This window comes from Panacagrimonas sp., from assembly GCF_965216805.1.
In the GTDB taxonomy this organism is placed as follows: domain Bacteria; phylum Pseudomonadota; class Gammaproteobacteria; order Nevskiales; family Nevskiaceae; genus Panacagrimonas.
Genome location: NZ_CBDCGN010000002.1, coordinates 188,039 through 203,591, shown reverse-complemented (window position 1 = coordinate 203,591; position 15,553 = coordinate 188,039). Strand labels below are relative to the sequence as shown.

The 15,553-nt window shown below is 67.1% G+C and carries 10 protein-coding genes; 2 read left to right on the top strand and 8 right to left on the bottom strand.

Annotated elements, in window-relative coordinates:
* The first annotated feature begins 8 nt into the window (after window positions 1-8).
* Window positions 9-5,957 (top strand): alpha-2-macroglobulin, encoded by a 5,949-nt coding sequence (locus ACOOHP_RS01035; protein WP_420464611.1) that lies wholly within the window; start codon window positions 9-11, stop codon window positions 5,955-5,957.
* A gap of 127 nt (window positions 5,958-6,084) precedes the next feature.
* On the opposite strand, the gene ACOOHP_RS01030 is transcribed toward ACOOHP_RS01035, so the two are convergent.
* The 8 genes from ACOOHP_RS01030 to ACOOHP_RS00995 all read right to left on the bottom strand — a co-directional run bounded on the left by ACOOHP_RS01030 (window position 6,085) and on the right by ACOOHP_RS00995 (window position 14,132).
* Window positions 6,085-7,275, bottom strand: a complete 1,191-nt coding sequence (locus ACOOHP_RS01030; RefSeq protein ID WP_420464610.1) for a hypothetical protein — start codon at window positions 7,273-7,275, stop codon at window positions 6,085-6,087.
* Complete coding sequence (locus ACOOHP_RS01025; protein ID WP_420464609.1) at window positions 7,272-7,487, bottom strand: hypothetical protein; 216 nt, start codon at window positions 7,485-7,487, stop codon at window positions 7,272-7,274. Before ACOOHP_RS01025 ends, ACOOHP_RS01030 begins: the two co-directional genes overlap by 4 nt.
* Window positions 7,484-8,467 carry a hypothetical protein gene (locus tag ACOOHP_RS01020; protein WP_420464608.1) on the bottom strand — a complete coding sequence of 328 codons (984 nt, stop codon included), beginning with the start codon at window positions 8,465-8,467 and terminating at the stop codon, window positions 7,484-7,486. Before ACOOHP_RS01020 ends, ACOOHP_RS01025 begins: the two co-directional genes overlap by 4 nt.
* Entirely contained in the window at window positions 8,464-9,273 is an 810-nt protein-coding gene (locus ACOOHP_RS01015; protein WP_420464607.1) for a hypothetical protein, read from the bottom strand. The genes ACOOHP_RS01020 and ACOOHP_RS01015 overlap by 4 nt, the downstream gene beginning before the upstream one ends.
* 9 nt (window positions 9,274-9,282) lie before the next feature.
* Window positions 9,283-11,421, bottom strand: a complete 2,139-nt coding sequence (locus ACOOHP_RS01010; protein ID WP_420464606.1) for a DUF1302 domain-containing protein — start codon at window positions 11,419-11,421, stop codon at window positions 9,283-9,285.
* Window positions 11,422-11,497: 76 nt separating this feature from the next.
* The gene (locus tag ACOOHP_RS01005) at window positions 11,498-12,751 is read right to left on the bottom strand and encodes a DUF445 domain-containing protein (RefSeq protein WP_420464605.1); all 1,254 of its coding nucleotides are present in this window, start codon (window positions 12,749-12,751) and stop codon (window positions 11,498-11,500) included.
* A 119-nt stretch (window positions 12,752-12,870) separates the two neighbouring features.
* Window positions 12,871-13,671 (bottom strand): Abi-alpha family protein, encoded by an 801-nt coding sequence (locus ACOOHP_RS01000; protein ID WP_420464604.1) that lies wholly within the window; start codon window positions 13,669-13,671, stop codon window positions 12,871-12,873.
* Between the two features lie 74 nt (window positions 13,672-13,745).
* Complete coding sequence (locus ACOOHP_RS00995) at window positions 13,746-14,132, bottom strand: DUF4282 domain-containing protein (protein ID WP_420464603.1); 387 nt, start codon at window positions 14,130-14,132, stop codon at window positions 13,746-13,748.
* Window positions 14,133-14,415: 283 nt separating this feature from the next.
* Between ACOOHP_RS00995 and ACOOHP_RS00990 the strand changes: the two genes are divergently transcribed.
* On the top strand, window positions 14,416-15,444 hold the full coding sequence (locus tag ACOOHP_RS00990; RefSeq protein ID WP_420464602.1) for an AraC family transcriptional regulator ligand-binding domain-containing protein: 1,029 nt from the start codon (window positions 14,416-14,418) through the stop codon (window positions 15,442-15,444).
* Window positions 15,445-15,553 lie beyond the last annotated feature (109 nt).

The window sequence follows — 15,553 nt, the reverse complement described above, 5'->3', positions numbered from 1 at the left end:
AGCGGCAAATGGCGGCATACAAGGCGGGCTGGAACGCGGCGGTGGGCGCGCTGCGCGTAATCGGCGCCGCGCTGGCCGGGCTGTTCGCCGCGGTTTTCGGTTCCGTCGACTGGTACGCCCCGGACTGGCTGCGCTTGCTGGGACGCCGCCTGCGTAACGGCTGGCAGCGATTGCGCGAACATCGCCGCGCACACCCGGCGCGGACTGCGGGCATCGCGGCGCTGGCGGCGATCGCAGCGATCGGCGCGGTGGCGCTCTGGCAGTGGTACGAGCGTCAACCCAAGCCGCAGGTCGTCGCCTACACGGTCGAAGCACCGGCCCGCACCTGCTACGAATGCGATCCGCCCGGCGCGCCCGAGCCCCTGCGGGTGCGTTTCGCCGCCTCGGTGGCACCGCTGGAAGCGGCCGGCAAACCACTCGCAGACGCCGCTTCCCGCCTCGAACTGGTGCCGGCACATCCCGGCCAGTGGCATTGGGAAGACGACAAGACGCTGCGTTTCGACCCGGCCGAAGACTGGCCGGTGGGCCAGCGCTTCGCCGTGGACTTCAAGCGCAGCGGCCTGATCGCCGCGCATCTGCGCCTGAACGAGTACGGATTTGCGTTCTCGGCGCCCGCTTTCGAGGCGCAGGTGCGTGACACTGAGTTCTACCAGGACCCGCAGGTCGTCACCGACAAGAAAGCCGTACTGACCGTCGGGTTTTCGCACCCGGTGGACCGCGCGGCGTTCGAGGAACGCATCGGCCTGACCTTGTTCGACCGCGTCGCCGACGACCGGGAAACCGAACTCGGGGCCGTGGCCTACCGCGTGACCTACGATGCGCTCGGCTTGGAGGCCTACGTCAGTTCCAATGCCCTGAGCGTGCCGGCCAAACAGGGCCGGCTGGAATTTCGCATCGGCAAGGGCCTGCGTGCGGCGCGCGGCGGCAACCAGACCACCGAGGCCCTGCAGGCCGAAGTCGGAGTGCCCGGCCGAGATGCGTTGGCGGTGCAGACGCTGCGCCTGGACCTGGCGCGCGACGACAACCAGGACCCGCAGCAGGTGGCGATCCTGGAATTCGGCTTTCCGGTCTCGGAAAAAACGCTGCCTTCGAAGCTCAAGGGCTGGCTGCTGCCCACCGAGCATCCCGACGCCGGGCTGCAAGCCGATTTCGCGCAGAGCCATCCCGGCCAGCCCTACGACTGGACCCGCGGTGTCGACAACCGGGTGCTGCAGCGCGCAGCCACGCTGGAGCTCGAAGCAGTGCCAGGCGAGCGCGAACAACGCGAGCTGCATTCCTACCGTCACGCCGCCGCGCCCGGTCGCTACGTCTACCTGCGTGTCGACCAGGGCCTGGAATCCTTTGGCGGTTATCGCCTGGCGCAGACCCAGGAGCGCGTGCTGCGCGTACCCGACTACCCGCGCGAGCTGCGCATCGTGGCGCCGGGATCGCTGCTGGCCATGTCCGGCGCACGCCAGCTCGACGTGCTCACGCGCGATCTGCCGGCGATGCGCATCGAAGTCTCGCGCCTGCTGCCCAGGCAGCTGCAGCATCTGGTGTCGCAGACGCGCGGGGATTTTTCCACCCCGCAGTTTCACAACTGGGCGCTCAACCAGGACAACCTCAGCGAACGCTTCTCGCGCGTGGAACGCCTGCAGACCCTGGCGCCGGGGCAACCGGCCTATACCGCGCTGGACCTTGCGCCCTACCTGAAAGCCGACGATCCACAGGACCGGCGCGGTGTATTTCTGCTCAAACTGCAGGGCTGGGACACCGACAGCGAACAGCCGATCCACGGACCGCAACTCGATCAATGGGGCGAACGCTTCGAAGGGCCGGTGACCGACACTCGCCTGATCGTGGTCACCGACCTCGGGCTGCTGGTCAAGCGCAATCTCGATGGCTCGCAGGACCTGTTCGTACAGTCGATCCACGACGGCCTGCCGGTGGCGGACGTGCGGGTGGAGGTGATCGGCCGCAACGGCCTGCCGGTGCTCAGCCGCAGCAGCGACGCGCAGGGTCATGTGCACTTTCCAGGCTTGAAGGATTTTCAGCGCGAACAGGAGCCGGTGCTGTACCTGGCGCGCAAGGGCGGCGACACCAGTTTCCTGCCCATCGACTGGCGCATGCGTCCGCTGGACCTTTCGCGCTTCGACGTTGGCGGCGCCGCCAACGTCGCCGATGCCGGCGCGCTCAGCGCCTACCTGTTCTCCGACCGCGGGGTATACCGGCCGGGCGAGGAGATCCGCCTGGGCGCGATCGTGCGTACGCAGAACTGGCAGGCGCTGCCGCAGGGCCTGCCGCTGCTGCTGGAGGTGACCGACCCGCGCGGACAGACCGTACGCAGGGAACGTCTGCCGCTGTCGGCCGTCGGTTTCGAGGACATCCGCCATCTCACCGGCGCGGCCTCGCCCACCGGCACCTGGACGTTCGCGCTGTCCATCGTCCGCGATCGTTATCGCAACGATCTGGTGGGATCCACCACGGTGCTGGTGCGCGACTTCGAGCCCGATCGCATGAAGATGACGGCACGCCTGTCCGCGCAGCGCGCTCAGGGCTGGGTGTCGCCGGACAAGCTGAGCGCCTCGGTGGACCTGCAGAACCTGTTCGGTGCACCGGCGCAGAACCGCAGGGTCACTGCTTCGCTGCGGCTGTCGCCCAGCCTGCCGCGCTTCGACGAATACCCCGCCTACCAGTTCTCGGATCCGCACGCCGCGCGCGAGGGCTACAGCGAGGACCTGGCCGAAACCACCACCGACGCCCAGGGAATGGCGCAGCTCGACCTGCGCCTGAACCGTTTCGCCAAGGCCACCTATCGCCTGCAACTGGTGACGCAGGGCTTCGAGGCGCAAGGCGGGCGCGGCGTGGCGGCGCAAGTCACCCAGCTGGTGTCCAGCATGCCGTTCCTGGTGGGCGTGAAGGCCGACGGCGATCTGGCTTACGTGAGCCGCGATGCCGAACGTACGGTCGAGCTGATCGCGGTCGATCCGGCCCTGGAAAAAACCGCGGCGGCGGGACTGCGGCTGCGCCGGCTGGAGATTGTCCACGTCTCCACCCTGGTCAAGCAGAACAACGGAACGTACAAGTACGAGTCGCGCCGACGCGAAAATCTGCTGACGGAAGCCGATTTCGCCATCGCCGCAGCCGGCGAGCGCCTGCGTCTGGACAGCAGCAGTCCCGGCAGCTTCGCCTACGTGCTGGTCGACGCCCAGGACCAGTCGCTCGCGCGCGTCGACTACACCGTGGCCGGCGACGCCAACCTCAGCGCACGGCTGGAGAAGAACGCCGAGCTGCAGATCGCGTTGTCGAAGAAAGACTACAGCCCGGGCGAGGAGATCGAACTCCAGATCAACGCGCCCTACACCGGCGCCGGCCTGATCACCATCGAACGCGACAAGGTCTACGCTTGGCAGTGGTTCCGCAGCGACACCACCGCCAGCACCCAGCGCATCCGCCTGCCCGAGGGGATCGAGGGCAACGCCTATGTCAGCGTCAGCTTCGTGCGCGATCCGGCCTCGCCGGAGATCTACACCCGACCGCTCAGCTACGGCGTGGCGCCGTTCTCGGTGCACCTGGACGCCCGCCGCAGCCGCGTGGAGGTGCAGCTGCCGGCGCGGGTCAAGCCGGGCGAGACCGCGCACTTCCGCTATCGCACCGACCGGCCCTCGAAGCTGCTGCTGTTTGCGGTGGACGAGGGCATCCTGCAGGTCGCGCGCTACACCACGCCTGATCCGATCGGCTTCCTGTTCCAGAAGAAAAGCCTGGACGTCGGCACCATCCAGATCCTGGACCTGATCCTGCCCGAATTCCGCCGCGCCCTGATGCAGGCCGCGCCGGGCGGAGACGCCGACGGACTGCTGGCCAAGCACCTCAATCCGTTCAAGCGCAGAGGCGATCCGCCAGTGGCCTACTGGTCCGGCATCGTCGACGCCGACCGCACCGAACGCAGCCTGGAATACACGGTGCCGGATCACTTCAACGGCCGCCTGCGGGTGATGGCGGTGGCGGTGGCGGACAGCGCCGTCGGCGTGTTCGAGGGGGCCACCACCGTCCGCGGCGACTTCGTGCTGACGCCCAACGCGCCCGCTTTCGTGGCGCCCGGCGACACCTTCGAGGTCAGCCTGGGCGTGTCCAACCAGGCCGAGGGTTCCGGCGCCGCCGCCGAGGTGGAACTGGCCCTGAGTGCCACCGGCGGCCTCGAAGTGCTGGGCCAGGCCCGTCACACCCTGGCGGTCGCCGAAGGTGCCGAGAGCAGCCTGCGCTTCCAGCTCAAGGCGACTGCAGACCTGGGCGACGCACGCCTGCGCTTCATCGCCACGCAGGGACCGCATTCGGCCAGGCGCGAGATCGGGCTGTCGGTACGCCCGGCCGTGCCTTATCGCAGCACACTCGATGCGGCGCTGATCGCCCCCGGAAAATCGGTGGACCGTGCGCTCGCGCGCACGCTGTTCCCGCAGTTCCGCGAACAGCAGGCCGGTATCTCCGCCCTGCCTCTGGGCCTGGCGCAGGGTTTCGTCGCCTACCTGGATCACTATCCCTACGCCTGTACCGAGCAGCTGGTGAGCCAGGCAATGCCGGCGCTGGTGTTGTCGCGGCGGCCCGAATTCGGGCGGGTGCAGGGCGATACGCAGGCCGGCGGCATCGACGAGCTGATCGCCGAATTGCGCGCGCGGCAGAATCCGGACGGTGCCTATCGCTACTGGCCCGGCGGTTTCGAGACCCGCGAGTTCGTGTCGGTCTATACCCAGCACGTGCTGATCGAAGCCCAGGACCGCGCCATCGCAGTCCCGCGCGATCTGCTGGAGCAGGGCAACGAATATCTGCGCCAGCTTGCCGCACGCGACGCCGACAATCTGCAGGGCGAGCGCAACTCCGCCTACGCGCTGTACCTGCTCACCCGGCAGGGTCACGCGCTCGGAGCGCAAGCGTCGCGCCTGCGCCAGCGTCTGGAGACGCGCTATCCGGAGCAATGGCGTGGCGACATCGCAAGTGCCTACCTGGCCGCCGCGTTGAAGCTGATGCAGCAGCAGCAAGAGGCCGACGCCCTGTTTGCAAAACTGGACTGGCGCGCCAAGCGTCCCACCGATGGCTGGTTCGACGCGATGACCGCCGACGCCAGTCTGCTGTACCTGGCAGCGCGGCATTTCCCCGCAAGTCTGACGAAGCTGCCGGCCGATTTCGTACAGCGCCTGGCCGATCGCATCACGCAGAAACGCTACCACTCGCTGTCGGCCGCCAGCACGCTGCTAGCGCTCGACGCCTATGCCGAAGTTGCCGGCCCCCAGGCCGGCGACGCCTTGTCCATCGCTGCGCTGGCCGCCGATGGCAGTGCCACCGAACTGAAGCTGCCGGACGGCCTGTTCCGGCGCACCGACATCGAACCTGAGGTCAGCGGCCTGCGCTTCGACAACCGTGGCAGCCTGCCCGCCTATGCGGTGATCGCGCAGAGCGGTTTCGATCGCGACGCAGACCAGGGCGTGCTGCGCGAGGGCTTCGAGATCCTGCGCGAATACACCGACGCGCAGGGCGCGCCGCTCGGTACGGTCACCCAGGGTCAGGAGATCGTCGCACGGCTGAAATTCCGCGCCGTCGACGGCGGCCACAGCAGCAACGTCGCGCTGGTGGATCTGCTACCCGGTGGCTTCGAACCGGTGGTGCCGACAACGGCAGCCGACACCCGGATCGGTGCGGCAAGCGCGGACGATGCCAGCGCCACGGCCGACGGCGACGGCGGTAATGGCTGGACCTGCGCCATCTGCCAGCAGGGCACGCGCGCCGGTTTGGCCTATGCCGACTTCCGCGAGGATCGCAATGTGTTCTACGTGACCGTCACCCCGGAGATGTCGGAAATCGTCTACCGGCTCAAGGCCACCAACACCGGCACCTACACGTTGCCGCCGGCCTATGGCGAAGGTCTGTACGACCGCGGCTTCAACGCCCGCTCCGGCATCGGTCGCATCACGGTGATCTCTCCGTAGCCCGGCGACGAAGCCGGGACGGCGGGGAGTGTCGTAGCCCGGGTGCAACCCGGGTCCGGTCAGTCAGCGCCGTGCGACCCCGGGTTGCACCCGGGCTACCGATTCGGCGCGCGCGGTGGACGACGCGCTACGGGCGCGACAACCGCTGCCACAGCGTGTCGACCCGCGTCAGCACGCCGAGGCGGTCGGCTTCCTGCAGCAACTGCCTGGCCACTTCCGGCGACAGCTTCTGCACCAGCGGCTTGAGCCGATCCTGCACTTCGCCGCGCAGGCGCAGCAACAGGATTAGCAGCGGCCCCCACTCGCGTCCCGCCTGCACGGCGTCGAACACGCGGCCGAAGGTGGCGTCGCCGAGCTTCTCGGCCGCCCGCGCCAGGCGTTGCTGAGTGTCCTCGTCCATCAGCGACAGCATCGGCAGCAGTTGCGGCCACAGCGCCTCGCCGTCGGCCGCCTCAAGGATGGATTCGAGGACGACGTCGTCGCGCAGCACCGACAGGCCCAGCAGCCGCCGTTGATGGGGCGCATCCATGATGGCGATGATCGGCAGCAGCGCGCCCCACAGTTTCTGCGCCTGCGCCGAGCGCGCCATGCTCAGCAGCACCGATTCGTCGAGGGAGGCGGCCAGCTCGCCGAGCGATTTGCGCCAGCGATCGTCGACATCGTTCATCAACGCCAGCGCCTCGGCCCACAGGTCCTGGGTCTCGTCCGCCGCCACGTAGATGATCTCGCGCAGGCGCGCTTCCGGCAGCAGTCCGACCAGATCGTTGAGGCGTGACTTGTCCTCCATGAAGAATGCGATGTGCAGCAGCGCCGCGTTGTCCTTGAGTTCTGCCATCACTGCGCGGATTGCATCGGTACTCACGTAGTCGACGAAGCGCGCCAAGGTCACGAATTCGCCGCGCCTGGCCAGGATCAGCGCCACTTCCACCAGCTTGGGAATCGGAATGCGGGCGATCACCTCGCGCACGTGACGCGGATCGATCTCCAGGGTCACGTCGGCCAGGAACTCGCTCTTCAGGCGCAGCGCCACGTCGGCGGCACGATCCGGCGCGATCAGCCCGGCCACGCGCGCGCACAGCAGCGCGCCGAACACGTGCTCGCCGATCAGCGCGATCAGCGGTGTCGGCAACAATTTGCTGGCCAGCGCCACCCGCTTGAGCCGGGCCTCATCGGCATCGAACAGGCGCGCAGCGGCACGCTGGCGGAATTCGCGCAGGCTGGCGGCGTCCAGCGTTTCCACTTCCTTCAGGGCGGCGGGCTGCACGCGCAGCAGGCGCGCCAGCTTGATCGTTTCGGCACGGCGCGCGAGCTTGCTCATAAGCCGAGAATCTTGCGCACCGGACGGCGCATCAGTGCCGGCACGTATTCCAGTGCCCGCGTCAGCGCCTGATCCAGCTCTTGTTGCTGGCGCAGACGCGCATCGCGCAAGGCCTCGGCCAGACGCTTGCAGACCGCATCCGGCAGCGCGCCGAACGCAGCCGGCGGCGGACTGCCGAGCTCGCGTCGCAACGCGTCGGTGGCCGCGCTCACGACGCCGCCCCGGGCGTCGCCAGCGGTGCTTCGGCAGCCTCGGGCGGTTCCTGCTTGCGCTCCAGGCGCAAGGTTTCCAGATTCAGGAACAGGTAGGACTCCACGATGGTGGCGGCCACCGGGTGCTGCGGCAGTTGCATGCGGATCGGCAGGCTGGTGGTGATGGGCACGGTGAAATCCTGGTTCACGTTGAGCTTGGTATTGAGCGTGGTGCCGACCGGTGAGCGGATGACGTGATTGATTTTGACCCGCAGCGGACCGGAATACTTGAAGGGAATGTTCTGCTTGACCGGCACCACCAGCTTCACCGGCAGACTCAGCTTCATCGGCAGCTTGGCCTTGAGCCCCAGATTCTTGTACTTCTTGACGTTCTGGAAATTCACCGGGACGTTGGCCTCGATATCCGCCATGGTGTCGATGGGGATGATGCCCTCGTAGACGATGGTGGTTTCCAGCGGCACCTGCGTGTCCAGATCGATCAGGGTGTCGTAGGTGCCGTCGATGGGAAGGTCCAGAGTCTGATTCAGCGGGACCTGGGCGCTGATCACCCCTTTCATGGTGACGTCGATGCTGTTGGTGGCGGTGAGCACGGTGTCCGCCTCCGGCGGCAGGCGGATGGTCAGCGCCTGATCGGTGAGCAGCATGCGTGCAGCAACGTTCATGAACACCCAGTAGCCGAGCAGGCCGCCGACGATCACCACGCCGACCACGCCCAGACCGAACAGCGGCCACAGCCAGCCGCGCCGTCCGGCTGCGGGTGGTGGCGGCGGAGCGGGGGGCGGAGACATCGACCCCGAGGTGGCGGCGCTGGGCGCGGTGCGGCGCGGTGTTGGCGTCGATACGCCTGAGCTGGCGGCTACGCTGGCCGCTGGCAACGCTGCCGACGGTGGCGCCGGCTTGGCTGGCTCGCTGGCTGACGGCTGGCGACGCAAAGGATTGCGCGCCTTGGGCAGGCCGAAGAAGTCGTCGTCGCGATTCACGGCGTGGACTCTGGCGCCGCGACGGGCGGGGCGCTGTGCTGGCCTTCCTCCTTCTTCTCCAGGCGCAGCGAGCGCAGCGGCAGGCGCAGATCGGCGTCGACGATGGTGGCGGCGATGGGATCGCGCGAGAACTCGGCTTCGGCCGGGATATCCGACTTCACCGGCACCGACAGGTCGGCCTGGATGGGGATATCGGCCTCGATCACCGTGCGCAATGGCACCGTCAGGTCCTGCTGGATGCGCACGCCCACCGGCGCGGTGAACTTGATGCGCACCGGCTGATCCACCGGGATGTCCAACGCCACCGGCACCTCCGCCTTGACCGGCACCTTGCCGCGGATCGGAATCTTGAGCTTGTCGCCAAGGATTTCGGCGTCGACCACCGCGTTCAGATCCAGCACCTGGTCGAGGATGATCTTGTCGCGCACCGCAACGTTCATGCGGATCGGCACCTCACCGTCGAAATCGGCGATGACGTTGAGCTTCTCCTTGACCGGCACCGTGATGATCTGGTCCACCGGCACCCGGGTGCGGATGGAGTCGTCCAGGCGGATGTTGAGATTTTCCAGCGCGCGCGCGGTGACCTCGAGTTTTTCGTCGATGGTGATCCGCGCCGGCTGGTCGCGCAGTAGCAGACGCGCGTCGATATTCTGGAACACCCAGTAGGCGGCCAGCGCACCGCCGGCGACCGCCCCGACGAACACCATCAGCAGAATCAGCCACAGCAACAGGCCGCCGCGCTGATCCCGTAGGAGGGGCTTTGCTCTGATCCGCCGCGGCAGAGCCGCTCCTGCATGTTCGTTCATGGCCTGTTCTCAGAATTCATAGCTCACCGAAATACCGAAGGCATCGCGATCGCGCAGCACGTGAGCATCGCCGCCGCCGGTGAAGATGGCGTAGACCAAATCCACGCGAAAATCCCGGTACTGCGCCTGCAGGTTGCTCACGATGACCTTGCGGCCTTCCAGAAAATTCTCGGCCAGACCGGGCGCCACGCCGTCGACGTCGTGGGCATAGATCACCAGCGGTCGCAAGGCCAGGCCCGGCATCAGCACATTGGTGTAGCGCAGCAGCGCGGCCAGCCGGTAGCCGTACGCGACCTCGGTGACGTAGCCGTCGCGGCCGTTGGCGATCGGATTGATCTTGAGCGCGTCGCCGGTGTCGGCGATGCCGGGTGAAAAATGCGTGTGGGTGCCGGGGCCTTCGAGCTGCAGCTCGTCCAGCGACGGCAGTTCCGGAATCCAGTTGGCGCTGGCCTCCAGCAGGTACACCGCCTCGCTGGCGCCAAACCAGGACCGGGCGCCGGTGATGCGGGTCAGGCCCAGGGTGCCGTGCACGGTCTTGAGGCGCTCGTAGCCCTGGATGTAGCTGTTGGGCACCACCTCGCCCGGGGTGCCACCGCGATAAGCGGTGAGGTAATCGGGAATCGCGCGGGTGGACGCGGCCAGCGTCGCCACGCCGGGGGCGATAACCACGTCGTTGCGCGGAAAGATCGGCTGGAACGCGGCGAACAGCACATCTTCAAGGTCGATCTGTACCGGCTGGTTTTCGCGGTACACCAGCTCGCCCTGCACCGCGAGGTTGAACGCCTCGGTGTCGAAGGACAGGCCCCACAGGCGGATGTCCTCTGCGAAGTCGAGGAAGTAGGTGCCGGTGTCCAGCGGCAGCGCATCGAACGTGTCGGGCCCGGGGTTGCCCAGGCCGCAGTCGCCCAGGAATTCCACCACGTTCATGGTGTCCTGGCCGCGCGCATTGCCTTCGGCGCGGGTGCAGGCGGCATCGGCGGCGAACGCGCTCACCGAGGGCAGCCGCGAGTGATAGTTGGCGTGGTAGAAATTGATCGACACCGGGCTGTCGAAATACTCGTCCAGGAACCAGTACAGCGCGATGCCGTACTGGCCGGTGTCGTCGGGTTCGCGGTTGGCCACGCGCCGCAGCGAGAAGCTGGTATCGGTGACCAGCTGCGCCAGTTCCAGCGCGGGCACACCGATCTGGAACGGGTCTTCCGGGGTCTTGGCGAACGGCGCCACCACGTACTCGTTGGGGGTGACCTCGTTGCCGCCATCGAAGAAGGAGAAGAACGAGCCGCGCGCGGGAAACCCGTAAGGCCGCCATTCGAGCTGGTAGAAGGCCTCGAACGACACCGTGCCGGCGACCGGACCGCTGACCACGAACATGTTCTGCGGCAGATAGATGTCCTGCAGCTCCACGCCCGGTCGCGACAGGTTGTTGGCGTCGGGCGGATTGACGAAGTTGAGCGTGCCCTGCACGTTGATCGCGGCCTCGCCCCAGGTCAGCACCTGGCGACCGAGCCGGAACTCCAACGGCTGGTCGGCCCAGGAATCGGTGACGTAATAGACGTTGGCCTCGAACAGCTCGATGTCGGTGCCGATCTGTCGTTCGGTGGCGGTGGCGCGATCCGACCGGGTGGCAACGCCGGGGCCCGGGCCGGGCTCGACGATGCGGTTGAAGTGGGTCTCGGAGAAGTCGGTATTGACCGGGTCGTAATAGGCCAGCACGCCCAGTTCGATACCGTAGTCCACCGTGCCCAGTTGCAGGGTGGAAGTGAACTTGGCCCCGGAGCTGACGATGTCGCCCTTGTCGTAGTTGAGCGTGCCGTCATCGGTGTTGGACGACATCGACCCCGGGGCCGCCAGATAGCGCTCGTTGGGCTCGGTGTTGTTGGGCGTCAGCGCGATGCAGTCGTCTGGCGCACACAGGTTCGGATCCAGGCTCGCCTTGCCGACCAGGCGATTGGCGCGATCCTGCATGCGCCATGCCGCGCCCACCGAGATGCGGCTGCGCCACTGCAGGGTCATGCCGTCGAGCATGCCCTCATCGAATTCCTTCTCGTAGGCGGGCACCGAGGTGGACAGCATCGCGAGCGCCGCCAGCGCGACCGACTTGCCAAGGATGACTCGGATCAACTCCGAAGAAGTCGGCTTCGAATGCATGCGCCACATTCCGACCTCGCTGCATTTGTCCGCGTTCATCCGTGTTCACCCATGGCCAGAAATTTTTCCCCCACCGCTAACCTCCAACCCCTGCGAAATTGAGCATCACCTGCACCTGCATCTCGCCCACCAGGAAGCCCAGCGCCGCACCCACCGTGATCAGGATCCATTCGTCCTGCTCAAAGGCCGGGCGCAACAGCCCCTCGAACTGTTCCGGGGTGAGCTGCTGCATGCGCGCCACCAGCGTGTTTTCGATATCCATGGCGTCGGCAGCATAGGTTTCCATGCTCTTGAGCGCCTCGGGCAGGCGCGCCATCACCTTCTGTGCGATCACCTGCTTCATTTCCTGGTACTGACGGCTGCCGACTGCGAACACCACGATGGGCCGCGCCAGCCCGGCCTGCTCGTCCACCAGCTTCTGCACCTGCTTCTGCACCATGCCGAAGATGCGGTCCGAAAGCGGCCCGCGCAGCACCGCGTCGATGATGCGGTTGGGCGTGATGATCTCCTTGGCGATCAGACGACCGTACTCGGCGGCAACGACCTGGCGGCGCTTGAGAAACAGGCCCTGCCATTCGAACAGGCCCAGGTAACGCGTCGGGCGCTTGGGGTTGAAGATCATCTTCAGCGCCAACCAGTCGGTGAACCAGCCGGTAAAGCCGCCGAACAGGGGCATCACCCAGGGATTCTGGGTGAACGCCCAGGTCACCGCCTGCACGCAGCCGATGACAAAGCCGAAGTAGATGCCGCTGTTGCGGATGAACCGGAACTCGCCCTCGCCGGCTTCCAGAAAGATGCGATTGAGCAGTTCCACATCGCGCATCAGGTTGGTGACCACCATGTCCTTGAGGTCGAACACCGAATCGATGTTGTTCTGGATGTCGAGCATGATCTGCTCCACCAGACGCGGCGCCTCGGCCTTGATGCGCGAGATGATGAGCTGCTTGACCGACTCCGGCGCCATTTCCCACAGACCCGGCTGATAGTGCGCGGCGACGTCGCGGGTGATGTCTTCGATGGCCGCCAGCAGCGGCGCCTCGATCTCCCGGGCGATGCGCTTGGGATCGAGCTTCATGAAGATGTCGCGCGGCTTGATCAGGTGCTCGGTCATGGTGTCGCAGGCGATCGAGGCCATGATCGCGGCCTTGCGCGGCACAATGCCCTGCCAGCCCAGATAGGGCGGCACGCCGAGGAACTTGATCGGCTGGAACATCATCCTGATCGCCACGATCTTGGTCACGTAGCCGATCGCCGCGGCCACGATCGGCATGGACGCGTAGAGAAACCAGTTGGCCTGCACGTCCGCCACCACTTCCGCCCAGCTCAGCATCTCGCTCCCCTGTGGACCGCGATTAACCCTGGTGTCCGATCGCCCCGCCGGCAGTGCCGTCGCCGCCGGTCAGCCCGCCGGCCGCCGCTCTCCCAACCCGTTATTCCAGCCCGTTGCCCCTACCAGCCCTGCGGGGTCTCGGTCGCGCAGGCCGCCCAGAACGCCTTGCCCGCCTCGGACAAACGGATGGTGCGGCGCACGAAACGCGGTCGCATGCCCAGTTTTTCGATTTCCTCGCACAACGCGCGCACCCGCGTGTCGGCCTCCAGCAACTGATACTTGACCTGCATCGCCGGGTCTTCCTCGCCTGACTCCAGCAGATCCAGGCCGCGCAGGTGCTCGATGTACTGCGGAACCTGATCGAGCAGTTGAATGCCGGCCTCGCGGCCGACCGGGCTCAGGTTTTCCAGCCAGCGCTGGGTCGCGCGACCGATCCTGGGGCCCGCCGCCAGGTGCAGCAGGGCCGACTCGTGACCGTCGGACAAGGCCGCCAGGATGCGCGCCTCGTCCGGTACCAGCTGGCGCACGATGCGCAGCGCAAGATAACGCTGGGCATCGTCCCTGGATTGCTCCTGCGCCTGTTCCAGCAGCGCTGCCATGACCTCGGCGGCAGCCGTTGGCGCGACCGGTCCCTCGCCTCCCGCGGCGGCGGATGTCGCGCGCGAAAAGGGCTCGCGCGTGGCCGATGTTTCGGGCAACTCCTCTTCGGCCACCGCGTCCATGCGCCGGCGCAGGGTGGACAGGGCTACCCGTTCGGCCTCCGACAGACCCTTCTGCGCCAGGTCCAGCGCCAGACGCGGCCCCTCGGCGGCCAGCTTCCAGGCGCCGTTGGCGAGCGTGCCGATCAGCGATCCGCCTTCCTGCGACTGCGGGGCGGCCTGGTCGGCACCGTCGTCTTCGCGGTTTTCTCGTTGCGACATCCGTTCCTGTCTCCCCCGACGGCTCTTCGACACCCGGCACCACCCGCGGCTACGGGCGCTCATGCGTGAATGGCTCAGCCCAGGCGGTCGCGCCGCTTGGACAGGCTCAGCTTCCAGAACTGGATACGCGGCAGATCCTGCACCACTTCTTCGGTATGGCCCTCGATGGTGGACGTGCGCCGGTCCAGGATCTCGATATAGACCAGCATGCGGAACACCGCCATCACGAACTCCAGGAACACCCGTACCACCACCACCAGGATCAGGAACACCACCGGCCCGAACAGCAGCCACACCAGCCCGGCCAACCACGACTGAATGAACGCGGTGACGATACCCAGCACCACCAGCGCGGCCATTGCCAGCACCGCGACCCGGTAGATGATGGGCAGCATGCGCGTGGTCACGATCTCGCGCATCTCGAAGTCGAACAACTGCCGCAGCAGGCCGCGCACGGTCATGTCCCGCGCCGGTTCCGGTCCTCCCCCCGCCGCTGCCGTAGGCGCGGGGCCTGGTCGTTCTACTTCGGGGTCCATGGCGGCCCGGGTCCCATTTCTGCTGACGGGGCAGGCAGGTTACGCCCGGCCCGCCGAAAAGGACACCGGCCAATGAGACAGTCGGGAACTGGCGATGCGGCCGCCACCGGGCCGCACGGCGGACGGGCTTGGGGCAAACTATGTGCAGGTAGGCCAACAACGGGCAGGCCTTGCCCCAATGCCAAAAGCGGATAACCAAAACCGGCCCATGCGCGATTCGGGACAACTGCTGGAGATCGTTCATCAGGCGCTCGTGGCCGGCGGCTACGACGTCGAGACCATCTATCGCCGCCTGGGCTACAACGCCGAGGTCCTGCCGCTGCGCCAGATGCGTACCCCTCACGAGCTGCAGGCCTTCTTCTGGGAGACCGTGGAAGTGGCCACCCGGGACCCCGACATCGGCCTGCATCTGTGCCCGCACGCGCCGGTCTTCCGCGGCGAGGTGATCGAGTATCTGATGCTGTCCAGCGGCACCTTCGGCGAGGGTCTGCAACGCGCGGTCAAGTACCTGCGGCTGGTGTCCGACGCCCTCAACATGCGGCTGGATCAGGACGAGCGCGGCACCCGGGTGGTGGTCAAGGGCAGCACCATCGAAGCGCCGCAGCTGCGCCACACCGAGATCCTCGCGGCCCACCAGGTCATCCGCTTCGGCCAGACCGTCACCGAAGGCCGCTACGCGCCGTCGCGCGTGCGCCTGCGCGCCAGCCGCCGGGCGCCGCAGAGCGAGTACGAGCACATCTTCGGCTGCCCGGTGGAGTTCGAAGGCGCCGAGAGCGAAATCTGGTTCGACCCCGAGATGCTGGCCTATCGCTCGCCGCGATCCAGCCCGGAACTGCTGCAACTGCACGAGGAACACGCCGAGAAACGCCTGACCACGCTCAAGCGCCAGGACCTGATCGAGAAGATTCGTGCGGTGTTCGCGCAGCGCCTGGAGCTGGACCGCTGCGATCTGGAAGAAGTGTCGCGCGAGCTGGACATTCCGCCCCGACGCCTGCGTTTCGAGCTCGCCCGCGCCGGCACCAGCTTCTCGCAGGTGCTTGCGGACTTCCGCTTCGCGCTGGCACGCAAGCTGCTCGCCCGCACCGCCGAGCCGGTCGAGGACATCGTGTATCTCACCGGCTTCTCCGAGCCCAGCACTTTCTACCGCGCGTTCAAGCGCTGGTCGGGCATGACGCCGGTGCAATACCGCGAGTCGCGCCGTAATCGGCCGGCACGCGCCGTCGATCCGCTGGACTGAATCCAGCCACTTGGCCGCGGCGACAGGCGCGCCTGACGGATGGACTGATGGCAGGGTCGGCAGGCGCGGCCTACTATCGGCACAGGCTGGCCACCGTCACGAGCCGCCG

What these genes read in the sequence shown, in the direction of transcription:
- ACOOHP_RS01010 (WP_420464606.1), bottom strand. Translation starts at nt 11,421, where the DNA reads ATGCATTCGAAGCCGACTTCTTCGGAGTTGATCCGAGTCATCCTTGGC.
- ACOOHP_RS01005 (WP_420464605.1), bottom strand. Translation starts at nt 12,751, where the DNA reads ATGCTGAGCTGGGCGGAAGTGGTGGCGGACGTGCAGGCCAACTGGTTT.
- ACOOHP_RS01030 (WP_420464610.1), bottom strand. Translation starts at nt 7,275, where the DNA reads ATGAGCAAGCTCGCGCGCCGTGCCGAAACGATCAAGCTGGCGCGCCTG.
- ACOOHP_RS00995 (WP_420464603.1), bottom strand. Translation starts at nt 14,132, where the DNA reads ATGACCGTGCGCGGCCTGCTGCGGCAGTTGTTCGACTTCGAGATGCGC.
- ACOOHP_RS01000 (WP_420464604.1), bottom strand. Translation starts at nt 13,671, where the DNA reads ATGTCGCAACGAGAAAACCGCGAAGACGACGGTGCCGACCAGGCCGCC.
- ACOOHP_RS00990 (WP_420464602.1), top strand. Translation starts at nt 14,416, where the DNA reads ATGCGCGATTCGGGACAACTGCTGGAGATCGTTCATCAGGCGCTCGTG.
- ACOOHP_RS01035 (WP_420464611.1), top strand. Translation starts at nt 9, where the DNA reads ATGGCGGCATACAAGGCGGGCTGGAACGCGGCGGTGGGCGCGCTGCGC.
- ACOOHP_RS01015 (WP_420464607.1), bottom strand. Translation starts at nt 9,273, where the DNA reads ATGAACGAACATGCAGGAGCGGCTCTGCCGCGGCGGATCAGAGCAAAG.